This window comes from Paraburkholderia sp. Ac-20342, assembly GCF_017104985.1.
Classification (GTDB): domain Bacteria; phylum Pseudomonadota; class Gammaproteobacteria; order Burkholderiales; family Burkholderiaceae; genus Paraburkholderia.
Genome location: NZ_JAAGPQ010000027.1, coordinates 20,889 through 44,881, shown reverse-complemented (window position 1 = coordinate 44,881; position 23,993 = coordinate 20,889). Strand labels below are relative to the sequence as shown.

Here is a 23,993-nt window from a genome sequence, read left to right as displayed (position 1 = left end):
CCCCTTGGCTTTACGGCCGCTTCAGATCTGCTTCAGACCCCATGCAAAAACTATTGCGTCTCTGGTTCTTCGTTGTCCTGCTTGCCGGCGCCGCGCCGGCCCTCTGCGCTACGCCTGCCGCCTCGCCTGCTTCCGCTGCCGCGATCAGCCTGACGCCGGAGCAGGCGCGCGAGGCACTCGCGGTACTCGACGATCCGCAGCGGCGCGCGCAAATCGCCGCTACGCTGCAGGCGATCGCCGCCGCCGACGCGCTGAGCGCGCCGCCCGCTTCCGCGCCAGCCGCTGCATCGCCCCCTGCCTCGGCTGCGGCCAGCGGCACGGCCTCGCTCGTACCCGACGCGTTCAAAACCAACGGTCTCGCCTCGCAGATCGCGCGCCGTGGCGCGTATTGGGCCGCGTATCTGGCGAAGTCGCTGCGCGGCTCGGTCGCGGCCTTACTCGACGTCGCCTCGGTGCGCGCCTGGTGGAACTGGCAGTTCACCAATCCGCAGGCCCGCTCGGTGCTGTTCGAAGTCCTGTGGTCGCTGCTCGCCGCGCTGATCCCGGCGCTGCTGCTCGAATGGCTGACGCGCCGGCTATTGCGGCGCGCGTACCTCGCGCTCGCGGCGCGTCGCGAGCGCACGCAACAGGATGAAGGCGGCGACAGCGCCGCGTACCCGCAGGAGATCGACGTACCGACCCGCATGCCGCCGGTGCCACCCGTGCTCGAAGCCGGGACGCAGGCCGTCGCCATCGGACCGGCCGCCGCCGAAGCAACGCCGTCCGCCGAGGAGGCCGAAGGCAAGCGCAACGCGACGCATCACTGGACGCTGCTGCAACGCCTGCCGCGCGCGCTGCTCATCACCGTGCTGCGGCTGCTGCCGCTCGCGGTCTTCGTCGGCGCGGCGGGCGCGCTGATGTCGTTCTTCACCGACACCGGCACGCCGCAGGACCGCGCGCTCGATTCGCTCGTCGACGTCTACACGCTGTGCCGCGGCATCGTGATCGTCGGCGCGTGCTTCCTGCAGCCGGGCGCGCCGCGTCTGCGGCTGCTGCGCATGGGCGACGCGTGGGCCGCGTTCGTGCTCCAGTGGATCACGCGCATCGTCGGCGTGGTCGGCGCCGGTGTCGCGCTCGCCGAAGTCGCGCAGGCGCTCGGCATGAACGACGCCGCGCATCTCGCGCTGCTGAAGGTGGTCGCGCTCGTCGGCCACGTGATGATCTCGATCCTCGTACTGCGCTGCGCGAAGCCGGTCGGCAAGCGCATCCGCCAGCGCTTCTCCACGAACGAATCGTTGCAGATGTTCGGCAACGCGCTCGCCGACGCATGGGCCTGGGTCACGGTCGTGATCGTCATGGCGCTCTGGTTCGTCTGGGCCTTCGACGTGCAGAACGGCTATCACACGCTCATGCACGTCGGCGGCATGACGCTCGCGATCCTGGTCGGCGCGCGGCTCGCGTCGATCGTGATCTTCGGCGCGCTCGCGCGTATTTTTCATGTGCAGGACGAAGCATCGCGCTCGCTCGTGCATCAGCACGCGTACCGCTATTACCCGCTGCTGCGGCGGCTCGTGAGCTGGATCATCGGCATCGTCACCGCGCTCGCGCTGTTGCAGGCATGGGGCGTGGACGTCGTCGATCTGTTCCGCACAGGCACGATCGGCCACCGGCTCGCCTCGGCGCTCGCGACGATCGGCGTGGCCGCAGTGATTGCGCTGGCCGTGTGGGAAGCCGTCAACGTGGCGGCCGAACGGCGCCTCGACAGCTGGACCGAGCGCGGCGATCTGATGCGCGCCGCGCGGCTGCGCACGCTGATGCCGATGCTGCGCAGCGCGTTGTTCTGCGTGATCGCGCTCGTCGTCGTGCTGACCGGCCTGAGCGAGCTCGGCGTGAACATCGGGCCGCTGCTCGCGGGCGCGAGCATCTTCGGCGTCGCGCTCGGCTTCGGCTCGCAAAAGCTCGTGCAGGACTTCATCACCGGCATCTTCCTGTTGATGGAAAACGCGATGCAGGTCGGCGACTGGGTCACGCTCGCGGGCGTGTCGGGCACCGTCGAATATCTGTCGATCCGCACCGTGCGGCTGCGCGGCAGCGATGGTTCGCTGTTCACGGTGCCGTTCAGTTCGGTGTCGACCGTGAACAATACCAATCGCGGACTCGGCAATGCGGCCGTGCGCGTGAGCATCGTGTTCGGCCAGGACGTGGAGCGCGCGATCGACACGCTCAAGGAAATCGGCGCGTCGCTGCGCACCGACGAGAAGTTCCAGAACGGCATCCTGTCGGACTTTGCGTTCTGGGGCGTCGATGCAGTGGACGGCTCGGCCGTCACGCTGGCCGGTCAGATGCAATGCCGCGATACGGCGCGCTGGGGCGTGCAGCGCGAATTCAACCGGCGCATCGTCGAGCGCTTCAGCGAACGCAGCATCGAGATCGCGAATCCGCAGCGTCATCTGCTGACGTGGGACCCGGAGAGCCATGCGGTGAAGACCGATCCCCGCACGCCGCACGAGCCCGGACATGGGCAGATGGAAAGCAAGGCGTCCCGCAAGGGCGACGCGCCGGTGGAAGATCAGATACCGGTCGAGCCGGGTCCGGCCGGCAATCCGGGGCCGGCGTCGCCGCATGCGTGAGACGTGCCGCGCCCCATGACGGGCGCGAGCACCCGATACCTCACGCCGTGATCCATACGACCGTCAGCGAGCGCACGCCCTGGGCGCCGCGAATCAGCACGCCTTCGATATCGGCGGTCGCGGAAGGTCCGGTGACGAGCGCCGCATAACGTGCCTCGCGAAAATCGTCGCGGCGGTAAACGTCCTGCAAGCCATCGAGCAATTGCGCCGGATCGAGCAGAACCACGAGATGCTGAACGATGTAGCCGAGCGCATTGACCACATACTCGCGCTCGCTGAACCAGACCGACCCCGTTTCGGCGACACCGAAGCGCGCTCGCACCACGCCGACCTCGACGTCCTGCAGCGAGGCCGAGGCCGTGCCCGCGGCAAGCTCGCGCGTGCCCGGTATCTCGGGCGTTGCCGAGGCAACCGAAACCGTCGCGCCGAAGCGCTCGCAAATCAATGCACTCACCTCGCGCGCGCTCGACGCTTCGACGCAGGCGCCGCCCATCGCCTCCAATGCAGCGGTGAAACGCGCGCGCGGATCGCCGCCGGCCGACTCGAAAAGCGGCACCTCGGGACGCGGCCGCGCCTCGGGTTGCGCGGCACGCACTTTCGCGAGAAAAGCCTCACGCGTTGTCATCGCCGCCTCCGCGATTCTTTTTGTACCATGCGTGAAAAGTCATCTTCGGTGCTTCCGGCAAGTCGCGTTGCTTGCCCCAGATATTGAGCGGGTTGTAGAGCACGAAATTCGGCAAGTGCCGCAATGCGCCGCCCATCGACGACACCGTCGCGCGATACAAGGTCGGACTCGCGAGCAGACGCCCTGCCATTTTCAGGACTTCCTGCTTCACGAACGGGACTTCGTGGCGCTCGGCGATCACCGTGCGCCATTTGTAGATCTGCTCGTGAATATTGATCTTCACCGGACACACGTTGCTGCAACTGCCATTCAGCGTCGAGGCGAACGGCAAGGCGCTATAGCGTTTCAGATCGAAAGTCGGATTGATGATCGCGCCGATCGGCCCCGAATAGGTGCCGCCATACGACAACCCGCTGCTGCGCCGATACACGGGGCACGTATTCATGCACGCGCCGCAGCGAATGCATTTGAGCGAGTACCAGAAGTCCTCCATCGCGAGCCGCTCCGAACGGCCATGATCGACGAGGATGAAATGCATCTCGGTGCCGGGACGTGGCGCACGAAAATGCGACGTGTACTGCGTGATCGGCGAACCCAATGCGCTGCGCGACAGCATGCGGACGAACACGCCGAGGTCCGATACTTTCGGAATCAGCTTCTCGATGCCGATCGACGCGATATGCAGCGGCGGCACGTTCGCCGAAAGGTCCGCATTGCCCTCGTTCGTGCAGACGACCACCGTGCCCGTTTCCGCCACCGCGAAATTGCAGCCGGTCATGCCGGCCGTCTTTTCGCGCACGAAATACGGCCGCGTATTCATGCGCTGGCTTTCGGCGAGATAGTGAATGTCGCTATTGTCCGGATCGGTGCCGATCGTACGGCCGAACAGTTCGGCCACGTCCGCGCGCAGCTTGTGCACGGCGGGCACGACCATATGGCTCGGGTCCTGATGATCGAGTTGCTGGATGCGTTCGCCGAGGTCCGTTTCCATCACCGTGATACCGCGCGGTTCGAGGTATTCGCGCATCCGGCATTCGTCGGTCAGCATCGACTTGCTCTTCACGAGCGTCGTCATGCCGCGCTCGGACATCAGCTGATGGACGATCGCGTTGTGCTCCTCGGCGGTGGCGGCCCAATGCACGACCACACCGTTCGCTTCGGCCGCCGCCGCGAACTGTTCGAGATAGTCGGCCAGATGCGACAGCGTATGTTCCTTGATGCCCGACGCGAGCACGCGCAGCGTTTCCCATTCGGCGATGCCGTGCGCCTGCGCGTCGCGCTTCTCGCGCAAGTCCCATAGACGCCGATCGTGAAACGCGACGTGCTCGGTCTTTTTGATGAACGCGCCCGCGGCCTTGGCGTGATCGATGCGGCTCATGCGCGCGCTCCATTGAGAACCTGCGCGATATGGATGAAGCGCGCCTCGGCCTGCATGCGTTCCGCGCAGCCCTGCTGATGCATCAGGCACGACATGTCGCCCGAAACGATGTACTCGGCGCCCGCATTCAGATGATCGCGCACCTTGTCCTGCCCCATGCGCACCGACACCGCCTCTTCCGTAACCGAGAACGTGCCGCCGAAACCGCAGCATTCGTCGGGCCGCGCCGGCTTGACGAACTCGATGCCCTTCACGCCTTCGAGCAAAGTACGCGGCTTCGAAAACGGCGTGCCCCTGATTTCCGACACCGACGCCTCCTTCAGATGCCGCAGCGCGCTGCAGCTATTGTGCAGACCGACGCGATGCGGAAACTCGGCCCAGGGAAATTCCCGCGCGCCGACCACGTCATGCAGAAACTCGACCAGTTCATAGGCACTCGCCCGCACCTTCTTCACTGCGTCGGTCTGTTCGAGCGCGGTCAGATGTTCGCGCACGTGATGAATGCAGCTCGCGGACGGCCCGACGATATAGTCGTAGCCCGCGAAATTGCGCGCAAAAAGCCGCTCGGTGGCGGCCGCGTCGGCATGCGCGCCGCTATTGGCCATCGGCTGGCCGCAGCAGGTTTGCTCGCGCGGATAGTCGACCTCGATGCCGAAGCGTTCGAGCAGTTCCAGCGTGGCGATGCCCACTTCCGGATAGAACGCATCGATAAAGCACGGGATAAACAGCGCGACTTTCATAGGCTTTTTAAAAAGGCGGGGATGACGCCAATCGGACCGTGGCCGGCATGGCCGCCACCGGCAGCCGTGGCGACTTCGGCTCACTTGGTCATGTTGGTCTGACCAAGACTATAAGAAAGTCCACGAGTGGTGTCAATCGGTGTCAATCCGTTCCGTGGCGCTCTGGCCCGCGTGCTTCGCCGCTACGCGCGAGCTGCGGGGAATCGGGCATTCATGCCGGCGACGGCTTTGCCGCGTCTTCCTTATAGATTTCACGCACGAACGCCAGATGCCGCTCGGCGGCCTTGCGCGCCTTTTGCGCATCGCGTGCGATCACGGCGTCGTAAATCGCCTGATGCTGAGCCATCAACTGCTTTTCCATCGTGTCATCGTAATCGATCAAGCGATGATATTGCCGCATACCCTCGCGAATCAGCGTATGAATCCCGTGCATCACATGAGCGAGCGCGACGTTGTGCGTGGAGTCGGCAATCGCGAGGTGAAACGCGGCGTCGAGTTCGGCGAGGCTCGTGCGATCGCGCGACAGCGAAGCGGCCTTCAGCGCCTCGAACGCCGTGCCGATCCGTTCGAGGTCCGCGGCGGTCGCGCGCTGCGCCGCGTAGACGGTCGAAATCGCTTCGAGCCCCTGGCGCAACTCCAGAATGTCGGCACTGGTACGCGGATTCTGCAGCAGCAGTTCAGCAAGCGGCTTCGAAATGATCGGCGCGGTGACGTCGACCACCGTGAAGCCGCCCCGCCCCGACGTTTCGATATAGCCGTCCGCTTCGAGCCGGATCAGCGCCTCGCGCAGCGACGGCCGCGATACGCCGAGCTGCGCCGCGAGATCGCGCTCGGCGGGCAGACGGTCGCCGGGCATCAGCGTGCCTTCCGAGATCAGTTGCTTGACCTGGTCGGACACCACGTCGGAAATGCGTTTGCGCGTAAAAGACGGGATCGGAGTGAATGGCATGGGCGGCGATCGGTGAAACCGGTGGGTGGAGCAAGCAGCGGCGGCCTGCCCCACGGTGCGTGGAATTATACCTTTCGACTCCACGCCGATTTCATGCGCGCGACACGCTTTCGTGCGGACACTCAATGCGGCTGCGCGGCGTAGAAGCTCGCCAGATCGTGCTTGAGCGCATGCAACGCGGCATCGTCGAGATAGATCATGTGGCCGGTCGGATAGTACGTGATGCGCACGTTCTCGCGCAGCGGCGAATCGATGCCGAGATGCGCCAGCGCATACTCGGTCGCGTAGAACGGCGTAGCGAGATCGAAGTAGCCGTTCAGCGACATCACGCGCAACTGCGGGTTCTGCCGCATCGCCTCGGCCAGATCGCCGGCCGGGTACGGCAACTGCAAGCGCTCGCCCCACCACTCGCGATGCTTCCAGTCCCATTGCCGCAGCGCGTCGTCGTTGAAAACCTCGTAGCGGTCCGCCGGCGTGAAGTGCAGGTCTTCCGCGAAATGCCGATGCAGCGCCGCGTCGAATGCGCTCGAGATACCGCTCACCGACGCATCGAAGTCGGGATGCTCGTTGGCGTCGTCGAAGTCGATGCCTTCGAAACGCGCGTCGTAACGGCCGACGGTGCGCGAGCGGTCGCGCAGCAACTCGCTGCGAAAACGCGACGGATAAAGCCGCAGACGATTGCGCTTCACATAGCCCACGTCGAGCCCGGTGAAGTACGCAACGCGCGCGGCAATCGCATCGCGCTCGGCATCGGGCAATGCATCGCCGCGCGCAAGGGCCTGTGCGTAAGGTCCCCGCGCGAACGCGCGCGCTTCGTCGAGAAACGCCGGCAAGCTCGCGGGCTTCGGCGTGATCTTGTCGTGATACCACGCAATGGCCGCGAAACTCGGCAGATAGCTCTCGCTCTTTAAATCGAAGCCCGGCGAGAACGCCGACGCATCGAGCACCGACGACATCAGGATCACGCCGTTCAGCGCGATATTGTTCTGCCCGAGCTTGTACGCGAGCATCGCGGCGCGCGCGGTGCCATACGATTCGCCGAGCAGATACTTCGGCGAATCCCAGCGCTGGTTCACGGTCAGATAGCGATCGATGAACTGCGCGAACGCGTTGAGGTCTTCGTCGACGCCCCAGAAATCCTTGCCCGTGCCATGTCCGACGATCCTCGACAGGCCCGCGCCGACCGCGTCGATAAAGACGAGGTCGGTCGTGTCGAGCAGACTGTCGGGGTTGTCTTCGAACGTGTACGGCGCGGGCGGCGTGCTCGCGGGACTCGCGGTGCGTACGCGCTTCGGTCCGAACGAGCCCATCATCAGGAACACGCTGCCGGCGCCGGGGCCGCCGTTGAACAGGAAGGTGACGGGTCGCGTCGCCGGCGTTTTGCCCGGCACCGTGTAGGCGACATAGAAGACACTGGCGTTGGCCGCGCCGGTCTTGTCATGCAGCAGCAGATTGCCGGCCGTCGCGGTGTAGTCGAGCTTGCGGCCATCGAGCCGCAGCGAATGCGTGGTGACGCTCGTGGTTTCCGGCGGGACGGGAATGGCGGGCGTCGATGGTTTGCCGTCGTGTTGTGTGGCATCCGTGGTATCCGTGGCATGCGATGTTGCCGTGGCGTCCGAGGCATTCGTTGCTGCTTGCGTATTCCATTGTGAAGCCGAATGTTTGCGCGGCTCCGTACCGGTGCGCGAGGTCGTGGCGTTCGGCTCGCCCGCATTGCCGGGCGTGGGCTGATTCGCGGCGGGTCCGGACGCCGCGCGCTCCACCGCCTGCGCGCTTTGCGTTGCATTCGGCAAATCGCCGGGGGTGGCCGCCATGCTTCGTTCACTGAACGACGCCAGGGTGACGATGGAAAACGTCGCCGCCAGCGCCGCGACCGGCCATCCCGCCGCATGGAAGCGGTGCAACGAAACACGGAAACGAAGGATCATGAAGTTCCCCAACCACGAGTCGAGACGCGCCGGAATTGCCGGATGAGGCGCGGGCAGAAGTGCGGAAAGCAGCGCTGCAAGAAGCGCCGGATGAGGCCTCGTCAATCCGCTTCAGGAACGCACCCGGCGCTCGATTCTTGACGCAAGTCCGCGCGACGTCAACCGTCCTGTCGTTACGGGTTCGACATTACAAATGGCTTCTGCCGCGCCGCGACCTCGCACGTATGTCGTGCATCGTGCAGAATCGAAGATGCCGTCTTGCCGAGCGTTGCCCATGGAGCAACCGGTACAGGATGCATGCCACGCTGCCGCCCCGGCTTTCGCGTACCGCACCTGCCGCAGGAACAGCCCAACGCGCTCACGCTCAACGCATGGGAAGAAGGCCGCCGCAAAGAGGTGCTATCGCGCATGTGCGGGCATACGGCATCACGCTTGCCAGCGAGCCGCCCTATGTCTATTGAAAGACGCCGAGTGAGCCTATCTCGTGACCGGCTACGGCGAATGCGTGGACAGATTCTTTACATTCGGATTTTTCGAACTCGCACGCCGCTCCGGTTCCTTTCCGCCCGAACTCATCGATGCGTTCGAACCGGTCATGCAGGAAGAGTGCCGTTATATTCTGCTGTTCGCGAACTGGGTCGCATGGCATCGTGCCGGGCTTTTTGGGTGGCAGCTCATCTGCTTCGAGATCGAGTTTGTGGCTGTGTGGGGCTGCCCCGGCTGGGAGCGCATCGGCCTCGCGCGCACGATGGATGACGAGGAGTCTGAGTGGCGCGGCTCACGCGCGAGCCGACGATGATAGTAAGGAACGCGCGATCAGGCGCGTTGCGCCTGAACCTGCCATCAAAACTGCCGGCGCAATTCCGCCGGCGGCACCTTCATCAAATGCCGATACTTCGCCACCGTGCGCCGCGCGACGAGCACGCCCTGATCGGCCAGCATCTTCGCGAGCGTCACGTCGGAGAGCGGATCGCGCGTGTTCTCGGCGGCGATCATCTCCTTGAGCAGCGCGCGCACCGCGGCGGCCGAACAGGTGCCGCCGCTTTCGGTGCCGAGTTCGCGCGGGAAGAAATGCTTGAATTCGAAAATGCCGCGCGGCGTGGCCATGTATTTGTTGCCCGTTGCACGCGAGATCGTCGATTCATGCAGACCGAGTTCGTCCGCGACGTCGCGCAACACCATCGGCTTCAGCGCGATTTCGCCGTACTGGAAGAACGCTTTCTGATGCGCGACGATGCACTCGGCGACGCGTTGAATCGTATCGAAGCGCTGCTGCGCATTGCGGATCAGCCAGCGCGCTTCCTGTAACTGCTGCGCGAGCGGCGAACGGCTCGCGCCCGCCGACTGCGCGAAAAGCCGCGCATACATGCGATGGATCCGCGCGCGCGGCTGCACGGCCGGATTGACCGACACGACCCACTTGTTGCGCGCCTGACGCACGATCACGTCGGGCACCACGTAGTTGTCCTCGGCGCAGCCATAGCAATTGCCGGGCTTCGGATCGAGCTTGCGCACGAGCATGCAGGCCACGCGCAACTCTTCCGCGCCGCAGCCGATCTGCTTTTGCAATTCGGCCTGCTCGCGGCGCGCGAGACGTTCGAGATGATGCTCGACGATCTGCCGCGCCACCTCGCGTCCGGGCGTATCGTCGGGCAATGCGTTGATCTGCAGTGCGAGGCATTCCGACAGCGAACGCGCGCCGAGCCCCGGGCGATCGAGCGACTGCACGAGACGCAGTGCGACGAGCAGGTCTTCCTCGGTCAAGGCCGGTTCGAGTTCGACGCTATCGGCCACGCTGTCGGCAAGATCGGCAAGCGATTGCCGCAGATAGCCGTCGTCGTCGAGCGCCTCGATGATGAAGCGCGCCACCGCGCGGTCGCGGTCGTCGAGCCGGTAAAGACGCAGCGCATCGTGCAACTGCTCGCGCAAGGTCGGCTGCGAGCGGGCCCAATCGGCCGGATCGCTGCCATCGGCATCGCCGTTCTGACGTGTCGACGTGCGAGCGCCGTAGTCGCCCGAAAAATCGCCGGGCATGTCGTCCTGACCTGTACTTTCCAGCGTGTCGCCATCGGCGTTTTCGGCGGGCAACGCACCGGGTTCGGCGGCGAGCGTATCGGCCGCGGGCAGCGCGCCCGCTTCTTCGGCCGGCGACGTCGTGGCTAGCGCGACGTCTTCCGTTTCCGACGAATCGTATTCGAGGAACGGATTCGTATCGAGTGCCGTGCGCAATTCCTGCTGAAACTCCAGCGCCGACAGTTGCAGAAGGCGCACCGATTGCTGAAGCCGAGGCGTCAGTGCAAGCGATTGCCTCGTACGTAATTCGATGGAAGGCATTGGCGTGAGATTCCGTTCGTTGATAGCCGTAACAGCCAAGGGCCAGGAAAGCTGCTTTCGCTCATTGGAGCAACTGTCGTACCAGGTTTCTCAAGCTGCTGTTTTATTTACGCTTTGGCTATTCGGGCTCGCGTATTTGCATAGGCGGGAGACGCCCTTTTTTACAAGCGCCCTGAAATTTCCGGTCCACGTTATCGGACGACCACGCGAAACGCGACGCGTATCGTTCATGCACTCATCCTCGGCCACGAACCCGATGCCGCGACGCTGTTTCGACAGCGATACGTGTGCATGAGTCGTCTGCACGAACGTGGTTGGCACACTGCTTGCGGCCCGACTCGGCATGACGGATGTGAGCTTCGGCCAATAGAAAAGTCCCTGCAAGCGTCGCATTCGGTGTCGAGCGATGGCGAAAAACGGGCCCCGATGGAGTCGTCGTGGCAACGGCTCTACGTGGATCATCAGCGATTTCGGCCACGATCGGTCACCAGCAACAAAACCGTCCATTCTCATCAACACCCGAAGGAGAAACCATGAAGACGATCCAGCTTCTGAAGACCGCGAGCAGCATCGCTGTCGTCGCATTCGCCCTGAATGCCACCGCACAGACCGCGACGACGGCGCCGTCCGCGTCATCGGAAACCATCGGCGAGCACATCGACGACGGCGCCATCACGACCAAGGTCAAGGCGGATCTGCTCGCGGCGAAGAACGTCAAGTCGACGCATATCCACGTGAAGACGCGCAAGGGCGTCGTGTGGCTCACGGGCTCGGTGCCCTCGGCAGACGATAAGTCGGCGGCCGCGGAAGTCGTGCAGAACGTGAAGGGTGTCTCGGGCGTGAAGAACCATCTGAAGGTCGCAGCCGAATAGGATCGGGCGGCCGAGAGTTATTTTATTTATCGTGGCCTTTCGCCCGCAGCACGCCTGCACGATGCGGTAGTCATCCGTCGACGACAAAGCGCGGGCGGATCACTCTGCGCCACGCGTAGACACTGGCGAATATGGCGACTATGGCAGCGACCGCATAGCCAGCCACAAACAGGAGGTGCCCCAGTAACTCAGGCCTCTCCCTACCGCTTAAACCACGGACCGAACTTCGTTGGAGAATCGCTCAACAGTTTCATTTATTGTTCGCATGGACTGGTTGTCTCCAAGATACAAGAAAATTCGACAAATCCCCGAAAGAATGAATGCCCCAAACCCGACAACGAATGCAGCGAACAAGCAAACTGGAGCGGCCCCACGTATCTGAGGACACAAGGACTCTCTTAAAATAAGGGATAGTTTTGTGCCTATCAATAAGCCTGGTCATTACGTGGAAAGCATCGAAATTCTGACCGAGCCGGAGCGCCGTCGTCGGCGCACGGCGCAGGAAAAAATCGCCATCGTGCAGGAAACACTGGAGCCGGGAGCATCGGTGTCGGCCGTGGCACGTCGGCACGGCGTCAACGCCAACCAGGTGTTCGGCTGGCGCAAGCAATACCAGGAAGGCAGCCTGGCGGCGGTGAAGGCGGGCGAAACCGTTGTGCCGGCATCTGAGCTGGTCGCCACCATCAAGGAAATCAAGGAACTGCAACGGCTACTCGGGAAGAAGACGCTGGAGGTCGAAATCCTGAAAGAAGCCGTGGATTGGGGCCGGTCAAAAAACCTGATTGCGCGCTCGCCCTTGCTGCCAGGGGACGACCGATGAAGACGGTCTGCGAAGTTCTCGGCGTGGCGCGCTCTGCCGTGGCGGTGAAGCGGAGTCGTCCGTCCGGTTGGCGGGATGGTCGCCGTGCCCGCGTGACCGATGATGCCGGTCTGGTCGAGGAAATTCGAGGACATGTGGCGCATCTGCCAACCTACGGCTACCGGCGTATCTGGGCGCTGCTGCGCCGTAGTCGGGAGATGACCGGTGTGCCGTGCGTCAACCACAACCACGGCGGCGGCGATGCCATTGATGTCGTCTGCGCGACCTGATTATTCTCCACTTCGATCTGCCCCACACCAGTCGAGGTCGCTGCATCCGTCCCCGACGCAGTGGCAATCCCCGCCACCAGGCTCGTCACCAGATTCTCCCGTGCCTGACGGTCCTCAGCCGACATCCCATCCGTCGACCCGAGCAACGTACCGAGCAGCGAACTCGCCGATGCCCCCATCGCCCCCGCGCCGCAACTCTGGCTGCTCGCCGCCGCCCCCGCACAACCGACAATTGCATGCAGGGCCGCACGTGCCGTTTCGCCAGCCGCCGTGCTGTCCTTGTCCAGAGAGTCCGCGATGGCCTTGACTCCGCTCGCGCCCAGCTCCTGCAAATAAGCCACCGTCGCACTCTGCGCAAACTGCCCCATGCTCCCGGTCACGTTCCCGCCCGCCGCCACGCTCAACGCAGTCAGCACCTGGCGATACGACCCACCCGGCCCCCACTCTGCATTCAGCTGATCGGCCTGCTGCTGCGCCGCCGCACGCTGTTCCGGCGTCAGGTTCGGATTGTTCGCCGCCGCCTTCGCTGCGTCCGCTTCCTTCGCCCGGTTGTTCACGAACGTGCCCACCTGATTGATGAACTGGCTCGTGATATCAAACCCAGCCTCGATCTTGTCCTTGTCGAAGATCGGTGCAACCGACCCCAGCGTATCGGACGTATCGCGGCTGATACTCGCGACGGCCTCATCGGCTGTCTGCCCGGTCAGTTGCTGTTGCTTCGCCTCATCCGTGATCGTGATCGACCCGCCGCTGATTGCGCTCTTCGTCGTGCCGCTGGCATCGCCTGATGCGCCCATGACGATCGGCGGCGCCATCGCAAGCCCGCCGCTCTTCGGCAGCGTCGTGCCGGGCACCGGATTGGTATTGTTCGCCGTCCCGCCCTGGCTCTTGCCGATGCCGCCACCGTAGCCGCCGCTGATGCCGACCGACTGCCCGCTGTAGTCAGCCCTGTTTTCGATGTCGCTGTGCGTGAGCGTCACGCTCGCATAGTTGCTGTTCAGCTTCTGCTGGCTGATATTGCCCGCCACGCTGGATGGGCCATAGCAGATTGGCGGCACGCACACGCTTACCGACACGCCCCCGCTCTGCTGCTTCGAGTTGTAGGTGCTCGTGTCCTGCAGACTATCGATATTCAGATTGCCACCGACATTGGCAATGACCTGCTGGCCATTCGCCACCGCTCCCTTCAGGTTCGTATCGCTGCCCGATTGCAGCGTCAGCGTGTTGCCCGCGTTGACCTGGGTATTGGTCCAGGTCGTATCGCCGCCGTTGCCGTTGCCTTTCGTGCCCGACACGCCGGCCTGAAACGAGATGCCATTCGATTTTCCGACTCCGAACGTCACACCGGCACTCGCGCTCGATCCGCTGTTCGTGCTCTGCTGACTGTCGGTGTTCTGCGAAGCCTGAAGGTTGATGTTGCCTTCGGCATTGAGCGTGGCGTTATTGCCTGCGGTGAGGTTTCTGCCGGCGACATCGATGTTGCTTGCAGCTCCCGCACCGGCCGCCTTGATGTCACGCAATGCGGGACCTACCAAGTCCTGCATTGAGTTAGCCCTTCCTGCTTGCCAGAGGGCGCGCACCTCATTCAAACTGTTCGGGTTAGTACCACCCGCAATGTCGGAGAATCTGACTGCACCCGGTCATCTTCCCAGCCGCGCACGTCAAAAATCTCATAGTTCCCAAGACTACTAAGGTTCAAGCTATTACAGCGGGAGCATGGGAGAAGTTTGTCTTGCGCCGTTGTCATCAGCTTTTAAAATCGTACTCGGGAGGAATTTTCCAATTGCCGTCAGGGAACACAGGCCAATTGAAGTGGGGTTCTCCATATGCCTTCTTCACGTCGTGCGTCATACCATCAAAAAAACTCGCCAAGCTTTGAAGTTGGATTCCTGCACGAACTAACCCCGCTCTTGCGGTAAGCAAGTCACCCTTAGCCATTGCGTCGTCGTATAGATTGATTGCGGCCTTAAGACGTTTCGTCTTGCTTTCAAATGTTTCCGTCAAATTCTTTTTCCAGTCGATATGCCACTCGAAGTCGTCCGTTGTATGGTTATACGCATGCAAATCAGCGTCCGTCAGCCCATGCGAGAGCGCCAATCCGTGAAGAAGTAACTTGATCCGATTGAGTTCCATAGTTTTCACTTTACGTTGATTTTGCGACCCGAACCCGCAGTTGTTTTGCCGTCGTTTGCAGTCCCGTCGTTTGTGGCAACAAATTTCGACCGTGCGCGAACACCTCCACCGGCAGCTTACGAACCCTCTATCTCTTCTCGACCTGATCAAGCGCGGCTTGAATCTCCGCCAACAGACGCTCTACCTTAGCTCGTGGGGCACCGATCCGTGTTTCGAACTCGAACATGTCAATGCCGTTGCAAACCTCGTTAAGAGCCGCGTTGAGAACAAGTAACTCATCGAGACTAAGCTCGATCTCAGTATCCTCGGCAATTCGTTTGAGCTTCATAGTTACCTCACCTCAAGTTATTGAAATACGCTTTCCCATTCGTCGGCTTGAACGCAGTTCCGCCGTCCGCCGCATTCGGGTTCCGGATAACAACCATACCGGAAGAATCGTCCCAATATGCGGAACGCCCGTTGCTCAGTTGCTTCGTCGCCGAAGGGTTGTTGAGTATATTTTCTATCTGATCGGCAAACTGCTGTTGCGTCGTGATCGAACCACCAAACTCATTCTGATCGATCACGTGCTTGTCGAACGCATGACCATTCGCGATCTGTTCTGCGGCAAGTTGATTGTTCAGCAGCCCGCTGTTAGCAGCATTCGCGGCGCTATCCGCTCCGCTCACGGTGTTTGTGGCCTTGCTCGAATCGCCACCACCCGCCGCCGTAGTGATGTAATCAACCAGCCCCTTGACCTGATCCGGAATGATCGCCGTGATCCAGTCGCCAAGCTGCTTCGCGTCCGGCATCGGATAGACCAACGACCCATCTGGCTTGATGGTTGGATCAAGCTCCGTGGCCGGGTCCGCAATGACCCCGTCACCCTTGCTCGCCGTCTCGCCCTTGAAACCGGGCAGCTTGAATCCGGACAACCAGGGCGGCGGCAGCGCCATCTGTGGCGGCGGCGCAACCTGATTATTCTCCACTTCGATCTGTGCTGCACCAGTCGCCGTCGCCGCATTCGTCCCGGACGCCGTGGCGATCCCCGCCACCAGGCTCGTCACCAGATTCTCCCGTGCCTGACGGTCCTCTGCCGACATCCCATCGGTTGGCGCGAGCAGGCTGCCCAGCACCGAACTCGCCGCAGCCCCCATCGCACCCGCGCCGCAACTCTGGCCACTTGCCGCCGCGCCCGCACAACCGACGATTGCATGCAGGGCCGCGCGTGCCTCTTCGCTACCCAGACTGTCCGCGATCTGCTTGACCCCATTCGCGCCAAGTTCCTGCAAATACGCCACCGTCGCACTCTGCGCGAACTGGCCCATGCCGCCAGTCACATTCCCGCCCGCCGCCACGCTCAACGCAGTCAGCACCTGCCGATACGACCCACCCGGCCCCCACTCTGCATTCAGCTGATCGGCCTGCTGCTGCGCCGCCGCGCGCTGTTCCGGCGTCAGGTTCGGATCATTCGCCGCCGCCTTCGCCGCGTCCGCTTCCTTCGCGCGGTTGTTCACGAACGTCCCGACCTGATTGATGAACTGGCTCGTGATATCGAACCCGGCTTCGATCTTGTCCTTGTCGAAGATCGGTGCAATCGAGCCCAGCGTGTCCGACGTGTCGCGACTGATGTTCGCCACCGCTTCATCCGCCGTCTGTCCGGTAAGCTGCTGCTGTTTCGCACCATCGGTGATCGTGATGGCTCCGCCGCTGATTGCACTCTTCGTCGTGCCGCTGGCATCGCCCGATGCGCCCATGACGATCGGCGGCGCCATCGCGAGCCCGCCGCTCTTCGGCAGCGTCGTACCCGGCACCGGATTCGTATTGTTCGCCGTCCCGCCCTGGCTCTTGCCGATGTCGCCGCCATAGCCGCCGCTGATCCCGACCGACTGCCCGCTGTAGTCAGCCCTGTTCTCGATGTCGCTATGCGTAAGCGTCGCGGTCGTCAGGCTGTTCGCTCCGTTCTGCACCGCTGCATCGCTGCTGGAAATCACGGCCCCCTTGAGGTCCGTATTGCCCTTCACATTAATCTGGAAGCCGCCGTCGCCCGCACTGATGCCCGACTGCTCCGTCACGCTCGCATAGTTGCTGTTCAGCTTCTGCTGGCTGAGGTTGCCCGCCACGCTCGAAGCGCCGTAGCAGATCGGCGGCACGCACACGCTCACCGATACGCCACCGCTCTGCTGCTTCGAGTCGTAAGTGCTCGTGTCCTGCAGGCTTTCGATATTCAGGTTGCCGCCAACGTTGGCAATCACCTGCTGGCCATCGGCTACCGCGCCCTTGAGATTCGTATCGCCGCCCGATTGCAGCGTCAGCGTGTTGCCCGCGTCGACATGTGTATTGGTCCACGTCGTATCGCTGCCGTTGTCATTGCCCTTCGTGCCGGACACGCCGGCCTGGAACGAGATGCCGTTCTCCTTTCCGACGCCGAACGTCACGCCGATACTCGCGCTCGATCCGCTATTCGTGCTCTGCTGACTGTCGGTGTTCTGCGCGGCCTGAAGATTGATGTTGCCTTCGGCATTGAGCGTGGCGTCATTGCCTGCCTTCAGGTTGCTGCCAATGATATCGATGTGGCTGTCCGCTCCCGCGCCGGCTGCCGCGATCGTCAGGTTATGGCCCGCCGACGCAGTGCTGCCCACAGCCGTACTCGACGATGCCGTCGAGTTGCTGTTGCTGTGGCTCGTGCCAAGCGATACGTTGATTCCCACGCCGCCGACCGCCGTCGGGTCGCTCATGACCGCGTCGTAAGCATTCTTTGCCGCCAGTCCCGTCGTTGCGGCGGCGAGCGCGTCGAGCCGCGCGTCGCCGTTCGTCTGCTTGACGTCCTTGCGCATCTGGTTCGCGGTCTGCACGGCCGCGATGACCGGGTTGCTGACGCCCGCGGAAATCGCAGTCTGTCTGAACGACTGCTGTTCGTTCTGCGTGGCGGTGTCCTGCGCCGCATCGATCGTCACGGTCTTGCCCGCGAGATTCAGGTCGTTGGCTGCGTGCAGCGTGCTGCCGGTCACATGCAGGTCGTTGCCTGCGGTAATGCTCAGGTTGCTGTTCAGCGAGCCGACCAGGCTACCTGTGTTCGCCACCTGCGTGGCCTGCTGCGCGTCGGTGGTGGTACGTGTGCCGATGGTGTAGCCCTGCAGGCCGCCATCGAGCTGGTTCAGCGGATTGAGGCCCGACAGGAAGCCATACTCGCGCTTCTCGTAAGTGCTCTGCGAATTCAGCGTGTCCTGCGACGTTGTAATCGACACGTTGCCCGCTGCCGCGAGTTTCACGTCGTTCGTGCCGACCACGTTGCTGCCCTGAATCGTCAGGTCGCGGCCCGACTGTACGGTCACCGTGTTGCCCGACACCGTGCTCGCGACACCGATGCTGGCCTGCGAGTTCTGCGTCATATCTGTCGTCGAACCGCTGACAAAGCTGCCGCGCTTCGATTCGACTCCCTGATAACTATCGTGCTCCTCGCGGGCTTCGTTGATCGTCACGTTGCCGGTTGCCGCGATGGTCGCCGTACCACTGCCGTTGTCCACGCCATCCATCATGCCTGCCGTCAACGACGAACCGGTCAATGTGACGTTGCCCTTGCTCGCGTCACTGCTCACAGCCCCCAACGTCGCATTGCCGCCCGCCGTGAAGGTCGTGCCGACTGCGTGTTCGTCGTACGTATGGTCGACTTCCTGGCGGGTCCTGTCATCGGCGGCGACGTTGTCGAATTTCGCGGTATCGGTCACCGTGGTCGCCGTCAGGTTGCCGCCCGCGACGACCTCCATGTCGCCACCCGCCGTCACCGTTGCGCCCCTGAACGTCGTGTCGTTGCCGCTCTGCATCGCGAGGTCGCCACCTGCCGAAATCGCGCTGGTCTGGTGGGTAACGCTGTCTGCTTCCCAGTGATGCTCGTCATTCTGCGCGAGCGATTGCGATGTGGCGGACTGCACCGCATCGACCGTGATGTCGTGGCCGGCCGTGATCTGCGCGTTGCCGCCCGCCGCGATATTCGCGCCATGCACCGTCAGATCGTGACCCGCCGCAATCACCATGTCGCCGGTCGAGGCAATCGTGCCTTGCGCGCCGAGCAGCGTCTGACTGACGTTGCTGTTACCGGCCGCGTTGCTCACGCCCACCGTATCGGCCAGCGTCGTATTCGTGATGTCGTTGCCCGCCAGCACCGCCACGCGGTTGCCCGTGATCTGCCCCGACGCATTCACGACATCGTTCGTCGCGGAGACGACCGTCGTCCCGTTCGTGCCGCTGCTCGCGATCGTGCCGCCCCGGTTCAGGATGTCGGTCGCGCTCAACACCGTCTGCGTGCCGCCCCTGATGACGCCGCTATTCGTCGCGCTGCCCGTGGCGTGAATGGCCACGTCATCCGCCGCAATCAGCGCGCCGCCCGGCTGAAGATCATCCGCATGCGTCTGCGCGAGATACACGACAGGCGCCAGCACCTGCTGCGTCGTGCCGTCAGGCAACGTGACGGTCTGGTTCACGAGCCACACGATGTCGCTTGTCAGCGCATCCATCTGCGCGGCCGTCAGCGCGATGCCCGGTTCGAGCCCGAACTGCTGCGCGACGTTCACGCCGTTCGTCATCAGCGCCTGATATTCGTCGAGGTTGTTCGTATAACCCTGCAGATAGACACGCCCGGTGAGTTGGGTGATCTGCTCGCGCACCAGTTGTTCTTCGTACAGGCCGTCGCCGAGACGCTTCTCCACGCTCTGCGGATTCAGGCCAAGCTGACCGAGCATGTAGTCCGACGAGATGAAGCCCGTATAGCTCGTCAAACGCGGATCGGTTACGACCAGATACGACGCATCGGGTGCGCTCGCGAACGTATAGAGTCCGCTCTTCGGCAGGCTCAGGTTCAACGAGCCGCTACTGCCCGCAACCGTCTGTGGTGCCTTGACCTGGGTCCCCTTCATCAGCTGGTTGGCGCCGAGCGTGCCGCCCGTCGCACCGGTTGCTGAGTTCGTGGCCGCGACGTTGGTGTTATTCACGTCCGTCGCGCTGATCTGCACCGTGTTGTTCGCGATGATGGTCCCGCCCGTGCCGCCGATCGCCACGGGCGCGAGTACGATCGACGGTTCGACAACCTGGCCTACATCCTGCGTGATGTTCTCGTTCCACGCATAGGTCGACACGATGTCCTGACGCTGGTACTGGTACAGCGTCTGCCCGGTGTTATTGACCTGCGTGCCGCCGTAATTGCCGGTTCCGTTGCCGATTTCGCCGTCCTGCTGGCTTGTACCGATCCGGATCGAACCGCCCGCCGCGATCGCGCTGTAGCTGTTGCTCAGCGTGCCGACATTCGCGAGCGTCAGGTTGCCGCCCGCGAGCAGTTGCGCCTGTTGTGCCTGCGTGCCCGTTATCTGGTCCTGCTGTGTCGTGGTGGTCGTGTCGCGCGCGATCTCGACGCGCTGGTAACCCTTGTGTCCGTCGCTGCGGCTTGCGTACTCCGTGGACGGCAGATAGTTGACGTTCGGATCGTAGCCGTCCCAGTAGCTGACCGTGACCGTCCCATTGCCGTTGTCCGTGATCGCGTTGTACCAGATCGTCTGCGGCTGGCCGTCGACGTTCACGACCAGCACGTTGTCGGTCGCGTTCGGGCCCGAAGTCTGCGAGACGATCTGCGAGCTGGCGTATGTTGCATCGACGGGCGCGCTGTAGCCGTTGTCCCACATCTGCTGCGTGCAGTAGCCCTTGTCGCTATTGCCCGTTGCGCAGGCCATGTATTTGCTGCGCTTGGTCTGATGGACCGTATCGACACCGGTCGTTACCGTCTCGACCGTTGGTGCGGGGCGCGAGTTCGTCAGCGTATCGGTGGCAATCTCGATGCTGCCCTGTGCCTCGATCGTCGCTTGATCGTTGGTGAGCGAATGGCTGCGGTTCGCGAGCAGGCCATTCGCGTCGCGTGTCGCGTCGGCGGCGATGTTGATGTCGCCGAGGCTGAACAGGTTCGCGCCACCGGTGTTGGACATGTCGCCCGGCGAGTACAGGTTCAGCTCGGAAGCGGCGGCGATGATCGCGGCGGCACCGGTGTTCACAATCGACTGGCTGCCGTTCAGCGTGACCGTATTGCCGATGATCGCTGCGGTGTTGGTCAGCGTCGTGCTGTTCGTCGTGACCGTATCGCCTTCGATGCGGCCTTCGTTGCTGATTGCGTTCGCAGCGTTGACGGTCGTGCTGGATGAATTGAGTTCCGCACCTGCCTGGTTGTCGATGTTCGCGGCATTGAGCGTCAACGCGTTGACCGCGCCGAGCGTGCCCTGATTCGTGAAGTCGCCGGTCACGCTGAACGTCAGGTCGTGATTCGCCTGGATCAGGTTTGCCGCGCTCTGCGTGTAGTCGCCGTTGATCGTGATGGCACCGTCGTTGCCCGCGACGAGGTGGCCGTCGCCGGTTAGCCGGGTCGTCGTGACGTCGAGGTTCTGGTCGCTGCCAATCGAGCCGTTCTGGTTCGCGAGCGTGCCGGTATGGATCGCAACGCTGCCGCTGCTGCCTGTGTCGTTGCCGATGCGGCCCGCGGTGTTATCGAGCGACGCAATGTTCAGGGCCAGCGTGCCGTCCGCATGAAGTGATCCGCCCTGGTTCAGAACCGTTGCGCCCGCCTGGTCGAGCGTGAGGTGATGGGTAGCAGAAAGCGAGCCGCCGCGGTTATCGACTGATTGTGCAACGCTCAGCGTCAGGTCATGGCCCGACAGCGTTTGTGCGCCGTCAGTGTTCGACAACGCCTGCGCGTTAAGCGTCACGTCGCCATTGCCGCCGATTACGCCAGCGCCATTCACGCCTCCCGTGTTCGCGTTCGTGATCGTTGCCGCGTCGATGGTCGTTGCGCCGGTGCCGACGTTGGCGATACGTCCGTTCGTGTTATCGACCGACGCGCCGGCAGCCGTGAGTGTCGCCGCTACGCCGTCCGCTTCGATCTGGCCGCCGGTGTTATCGAGTGCGCCTTGTGCGGAGACCGTGACTGCGCCGTTCCCCTGGATCAGGCCTGCCGCATTCTTCAACGTGCCGCCAGATTGAACGCTCGTTGCACCACCGGCCGCAATCGTGCCGCCTGCGTTGTCGATGCTGCCGCCCGCCACGGACACGTCGCCGTTACCGCCAATCTGTCCGTTGCCGGTATTGGTGAGTGCGCCATTGGCGCTTACGGTCGTCTTGCCCGTCCCACCATTCGCAATCGATCCACCATCGTTCGACACCGTCTGCGCCGACACGTCAAGCTGCCCGTCTCCCTGAATCATGCCGCCCGCGTTGTCCAGCACGCCTGCGCCGGTGATCGACACATCGCGCGCGCCAACATAACCGCCCGCGCTGTTATCGAGCGAAGTGACGGCGAGCGCAGCAGAAGACTGCCCCGCCAGCGTTCCACCGCGATTCGCCAGCGTACCGACATCGACCCGGAGCGCGCCATTCGTCGCGAGCGTACCGCCGTTGTTCGACAGCGAAGCACCCTGCACCGACAGCGTGCCGCTACCCGAACTGGTGAGCGTGCCTTTATCGTTGATGAGCGTCACGGGCCCAAGTGCGAGATCCGCGCTATGGGTCTGAAGCGTGCCGCCGGTGTTATCGAGCGTGCCGGACACGTTGACGACTGTCGCACCGGTGCCGGTCTGCGTGATCGTGCCACCGTGATTGACGAGGTTCGTACCACTGAGCGAAAGCTGCGCCGCATCGAGCGTCGCCGTGCTGGTATCGATCGTTTGCGCGGCCGACACATCGAGCGCGCCATGGGCGATGGTCCGGCTGCCGGCGAGCATTACATCGCTGCCCCGCAGCGTCGCGTTGCCGCCCGCCATGTTCTGGCCCGTCGCCGACAGCGTGCCGTTTGCAGAGAGATCCAGATCACCCGACTGTGCAACCGGGCCGTCGTCGTTGATGCCCGCGCCGAGCGAACCGGTGGAGGCGATGCTGCCCGCGTTCACCGTGAGCCCCTGCTGCGCGGCCAGCGTGCCGCTATTGACGAGCGTGCCGGACGTATTGATCGACACCGACTGACGCGCCAAGGTCGTGCCGCTGTTGTCGACTCCATCTGCCGCCGACACCGAGAGATTGCCGCTTGCGCCCGTCGTGCCGCTGAGCACCAGCTTGCCCTGCGTGGTCAGCGTGAGGTCGCCCGCCTGCGCCTCGATGACGCCCGCGTTCGACACGCCGACTCCCTTCTCATTGCCGACGAGCACGATCCGGTTCGCGTACATGCCGCCAAGCTGGCTCACGTCGATCGAGACGCCTTGCGATGCGCCGTTAGCCGCGATCGGCGTGGCCGCCAGCGTGTCGTGATCGACCTGGTTCGCGCCGGTCACGACATTGAGCGTATTGGCGTAAATCGCGGCATTCGCCTGCACCGCGCGCGCAATCAGATCGACCTGATCGATGTTGCGCGTATTGAGCCCCGCACCCTGCACGGTGATGTTGCCGCCCGCCACGTCGAAGCCGGTCAGATTGCCGCTGGCGTCGAGCCGTGGCGTGCCGGTCGTCAGAATGCCGCGCGTCGTATTGATGAAGCCGCCGCCATCGACGACGATGCCCGAGCCGTTCGCCACCACCACTTCCGCTTTATTGCCGGCGACTTCGAGATAACCACGCAATTGACTCGGTGAATTGCTATTGACCTGATTCAGAATGATCCGCGCCGATTGTCCCGGCGACAGATCCGGATTGCCGTTGATCTGCCCCGCCTGCTGCGTCTGAACGATGGTCGGCGAGTTATTCAGAATCACGCCCGGCTTTTGCACGTCGAATTGCGAATACGTGTTGACCGAAACCCCCGCGCCACCCGGCTTGTTGATATTGACTTGCGGCAAACCGTTCTGCGTCTGGATGACCGTTGGCGCATGCGCACCCGAGGGCACGATCTGCGCATTCGAAAACTCGGGCGTAAATCCGGACAGCACGAGCACGGCAAAAACTGCGTGACGCATCGCGAAAAGAGTCATGCGTCGATTTGAGATGGACGGAAGAGTTTCCCCTTGACAGACATTGCCGTGGCCAATGGCCGTTTCTGCAACTGCAACGGGCATATCCCGAAGCCGGCTATAGACGAGCCGAAAAGTATTCCTGTTCATCTTTAGGAAGCGTGTTTTTTTAACCGCCTCAAAGTACCGCATACATCAATTTTATTCTTTTAATAAAAGTTAATTGTATATGAATCAGAAAATAAAAATACAAATAGGAATTATCTGATTGACATTTAAAAATACAATTAAATAAAAATTCGACAATAAATATCAGACACTCCAACAATTAAAATCAAGAAAACATCATCAAATCTCATGCACCCACCAAGATCATCATTTTTATTTATTAACGAGATGGCAATAAGTTAATTCGTGCGATAGCTACCACTCAGCTGCACAAAAAAACGGC

General features: G+C 62.7%; 12 protein-coding genes and 2 pseudogenes. 4 read left to right on the top strand and 10 right to left on the bottom strand.

Features of this window, described 5'->3' with window-relative positions:
- Positions 1-41 precede the first annotated feature (41 nt).
- Positions 42-2,609, top strand: a complete 2,568-nt coding sequence (locus tag G3N58_RS13570; protein ID WP_205999387.1) for a mechanosensitive ion channel domain-containing protein — start codon at positions 42-44, stop codon at positions 2,607-2,609.
- Between the two features lie 40 nt (positions 2,610-2,649).
- Here G3N58_RS13570 and G3N58_RS13565 read toward each other — a convergent pair whose 3' ends face one another.
- The 5 genes from G3N58_RS13565 to G3N58_RS13545 all read right to left on the bottom strand — a co-directional run bounded on the left by G3N58_RS13565 (position 2,650) and on the right by G3N58_RS13545 (position 8,229).
- On the bottom strand, positions 2,650-3,234 hold the full coding sequence (locus G3N58_RS13565; RefSeq protein ID WP_205999386.1) for an LUD domain-containing protein: 585 nt from the start codon (positions 3,232-3,234) through the stop codon (positions 2,650-2,652).
- Positions 3,221-4,612, bottom strand: coding sequence for a lactate utilization protein B (locus G3N58_RS13560; protein ID WP_205999385.1), 1,392 nt, complete (start codon positions 4,610-4,612; stop codon positions 3,221-3,223). The genes G3N58_RS13565 and G3N58_RS13560 overlap by 14 nt, the downstream gene beginning before the upstream one ends.
- On the bottom strand, positions 4,609-5,352 hold the full coding sequence (locus tag G3N58_RS13555) for a (Fe-S)-binding protein (RefSeq protein ID WP_167041681.1): 744 nt from the start codon (positions 5,350-5,352) through the stop codon (positions 4,609-4,611). The genes G3N58_RS13560 and G3N58_RS13555 overlap by 4 nt, the downstream gene beginning before the upstream one ends.
- A gap of 211 nt (positions 5,353-5,563) precedes the next feature.
- Entirely contained in the window at positions 5,564-6,301 is a 738-nt protein-coding gene (locus G3N58_RS13550) for a FadR/GntR family transcriptional regulator (protein WP_167281794.1), read from the bottom strand.
- A gap of 122 nt (positions 6,302-6,423) precedes the next feature.
- Complete coding sequence (locus G3N58_RS13545) at positions 6,424-8,229, bottom strand: peptidase S10 (RefSeq protein WP_167281796.1); 1,806 nt, start codon at positions 8,227-8,229, stop codon at positions 6,424-6,426.
- Between the two features lie 484 nt (positions 8,230-8,713).
- Here G3N58_RS13545 and G3N58_RS13540 point away from each other — a divergent pair, with 484 nt between their 5' ends.
- Complete coding sequence (locus G3N58_RS13540) at positions 8,714-9,028, top strand: hypothetical protein (RefSeq protein WP_241017102.1); 315 nt, start codon at positions 8,714-8,716, stop codon at positions 9,026-9,028.
- Between the two features lie 44 nt (positions 9,029-9,072).
- Here the strand turns inward: G3N58_RS13540 and G3N58_RS13535 are convergent, their stop codons facing one another.
- On the bottom strand, positions 9,073-10,563 hold the full coding sequence (locus G3N58_RS13535; protein ID WP_205999384.1) for an RNA polymerase factor sigma-54: 1,491 nt from the start codon (positions 10,561-10,563) through the stop codon (positions 9,073-9,075).
- Positions 10,564-11,096: 533 nt separating this feature from the next.
- On the opposite strand from G3N58_RS13535, the gene G3N58_RS13530 reads away from it, so the two are divergent.
- Positions 11,097-11,435 carry a BON domain-containing protein gene (locus tag G3N58_RS13530; RefSeq protein WP_167281798.1) on the top strand — a complete coding sequence of 113 codons (339 nt, stop codon included), beginning with the start codon at positions 11,097-11,099 and terminating at the stop codon, positions 11,433-11,435.
- A 454-nt stretch (positions 11,436-11,889) separates the two neighbouring features.
- Positions 11,890-12,449, top strand: a pseudogene (locus tag G3N58_RS13525) (transposase); the annotation flags it as partial.
- Positions 12,450-12,517: 68 nt separating this feature from the next.
- Here the strand turns inward: G3N58_RS13525 and G3N58_RS13520 are convergent.
- From G3N58_RS13520 to G3N58_RS13505, 4 genes and pseudogenes are all read right to left on the bottom strand, one after another.
- A pseudogene (locus tag G3N58_RS13520) lies at positions 12,518-14,035 on the bottom strand (hemagglutinin repeat-containing protein); the annotation flags it as partial.
- A gap of 235 nt (positions 14,036-14,270) precedes the next feature.
- Positions 14,271-14,657 (bottom strand): hypothetical protein, encoded by a 387-nt coding sequence (locus G3N58_RS13515; RefSeq protein WP_205999383.1) that lies wholly within the window; start codon positions 14,655-14,657, stop codon positions 14,271-14,273.
- Between the two features lie 127 nt (positions 14,658-14,784).
- On the bottom strand, positions 14,785-14,985 hold the full coding sequence (locus tag G3N58_RS13510; protein ID WP_205990055.1) for a hypothetical protein: 201 nt from the start codon (positions 14,983-14,985) through the stop codon (positions 14,785-14,787).
- A gap of 7 nt (positions 14,986-14,992) precedes the next feature.
- Positions 14,993-23,692, bottom strand: coding sequence for a hemagglutinin repeat-containing protein (locus tag G3N58_RS13505; protein WP_205999382.1), 8,700 nt, complete (start codon positions 23,690-23,692; stop codon positions 14,993-14,995).
- Positions 23,693-23,993 lie beyond the last annotated feature (301 nt).

Bases quoted from the DNA above. Each gene is read 5' to 3' on its own strand.
- G3N58_RS13570 (WP_205999387.1), top strand. From the start codon at position 42: ATGCAAAAACTATTGCGTCTCTGGTTCTTCGTTGTCCTGCTTGCCGGC.
- G3N58_RS13565 (WP_205999386.1), bottom strand. From the start codon at position 3,234: ATGACAACGCGTGAGGCTTTTCTCGCGAAAGTGCGTGCCGCGCAACCC.
- G3N58_RS13560 (WP_205999385.1), bottom strand. From the start codon at position 4,612: ATGAGCCGCATCGATCACGCCAAGGCCGCGGGCGCGTTCATCAAAAAG.
- G3N58_RS13555 (WP_167041681.1), bottom strand. From the start codon at position 5,352: ATGAAAGTCGCGCTGTTTATCCCGTGCTTTATCGATGCGTTCTATCCG.
- G3N58_RS13550 (WP_167281794.1), bottom strand. From the start codon at position 6,301: ATGCCATTCACTCCGATCCCGTCTTTTACGCGCAAACGCATTTCCGAC.
- G3N58_RS13545 (WP_167281796.1), bottom strand. From the start codon at position 8,229: ATGATCCTTCGTTTCCGTGTTTCGTTGCACCGCTTCCATGCGGCGGGA.
- G3N58_RS13535 (WP_205999384.1), bottom strand. From the start codon at position 10,563: ATGCCTTCCATCGAATTACGTACGAGGCAATCGCTTGCACTGACGCCT.
- G3N58_RS13530 (WP_167281798.1), top strand. From the start codon at position 11,097: ATGAAGACGATCCAGCTTCTGAAGACCGCGAGCAGCATCGCTGTCGTC.
- G3N58_RS13515 (WP_205999383.1), bottom strand. From the start codon at position 14,657: ATGGAACTCAATCGGATCAAGTTACTTCTTCACGGATTGGCGCTCTCG.
- G3N58_RS13510 (WP_205990055.1), bottom strand. From the start codon at position 14,985: ATGAAGCTCAAACGAATTGCCGAGGATACTGAGATCGAGCTTAGTCTC.
- G3N58_RS13505 (WP_205999382.1), bottom strand. From the start codon at position 23,692: ATGAACAGGAATACTTTTCGGCTCGTCTATAGCCGGCTTCGGGATATG.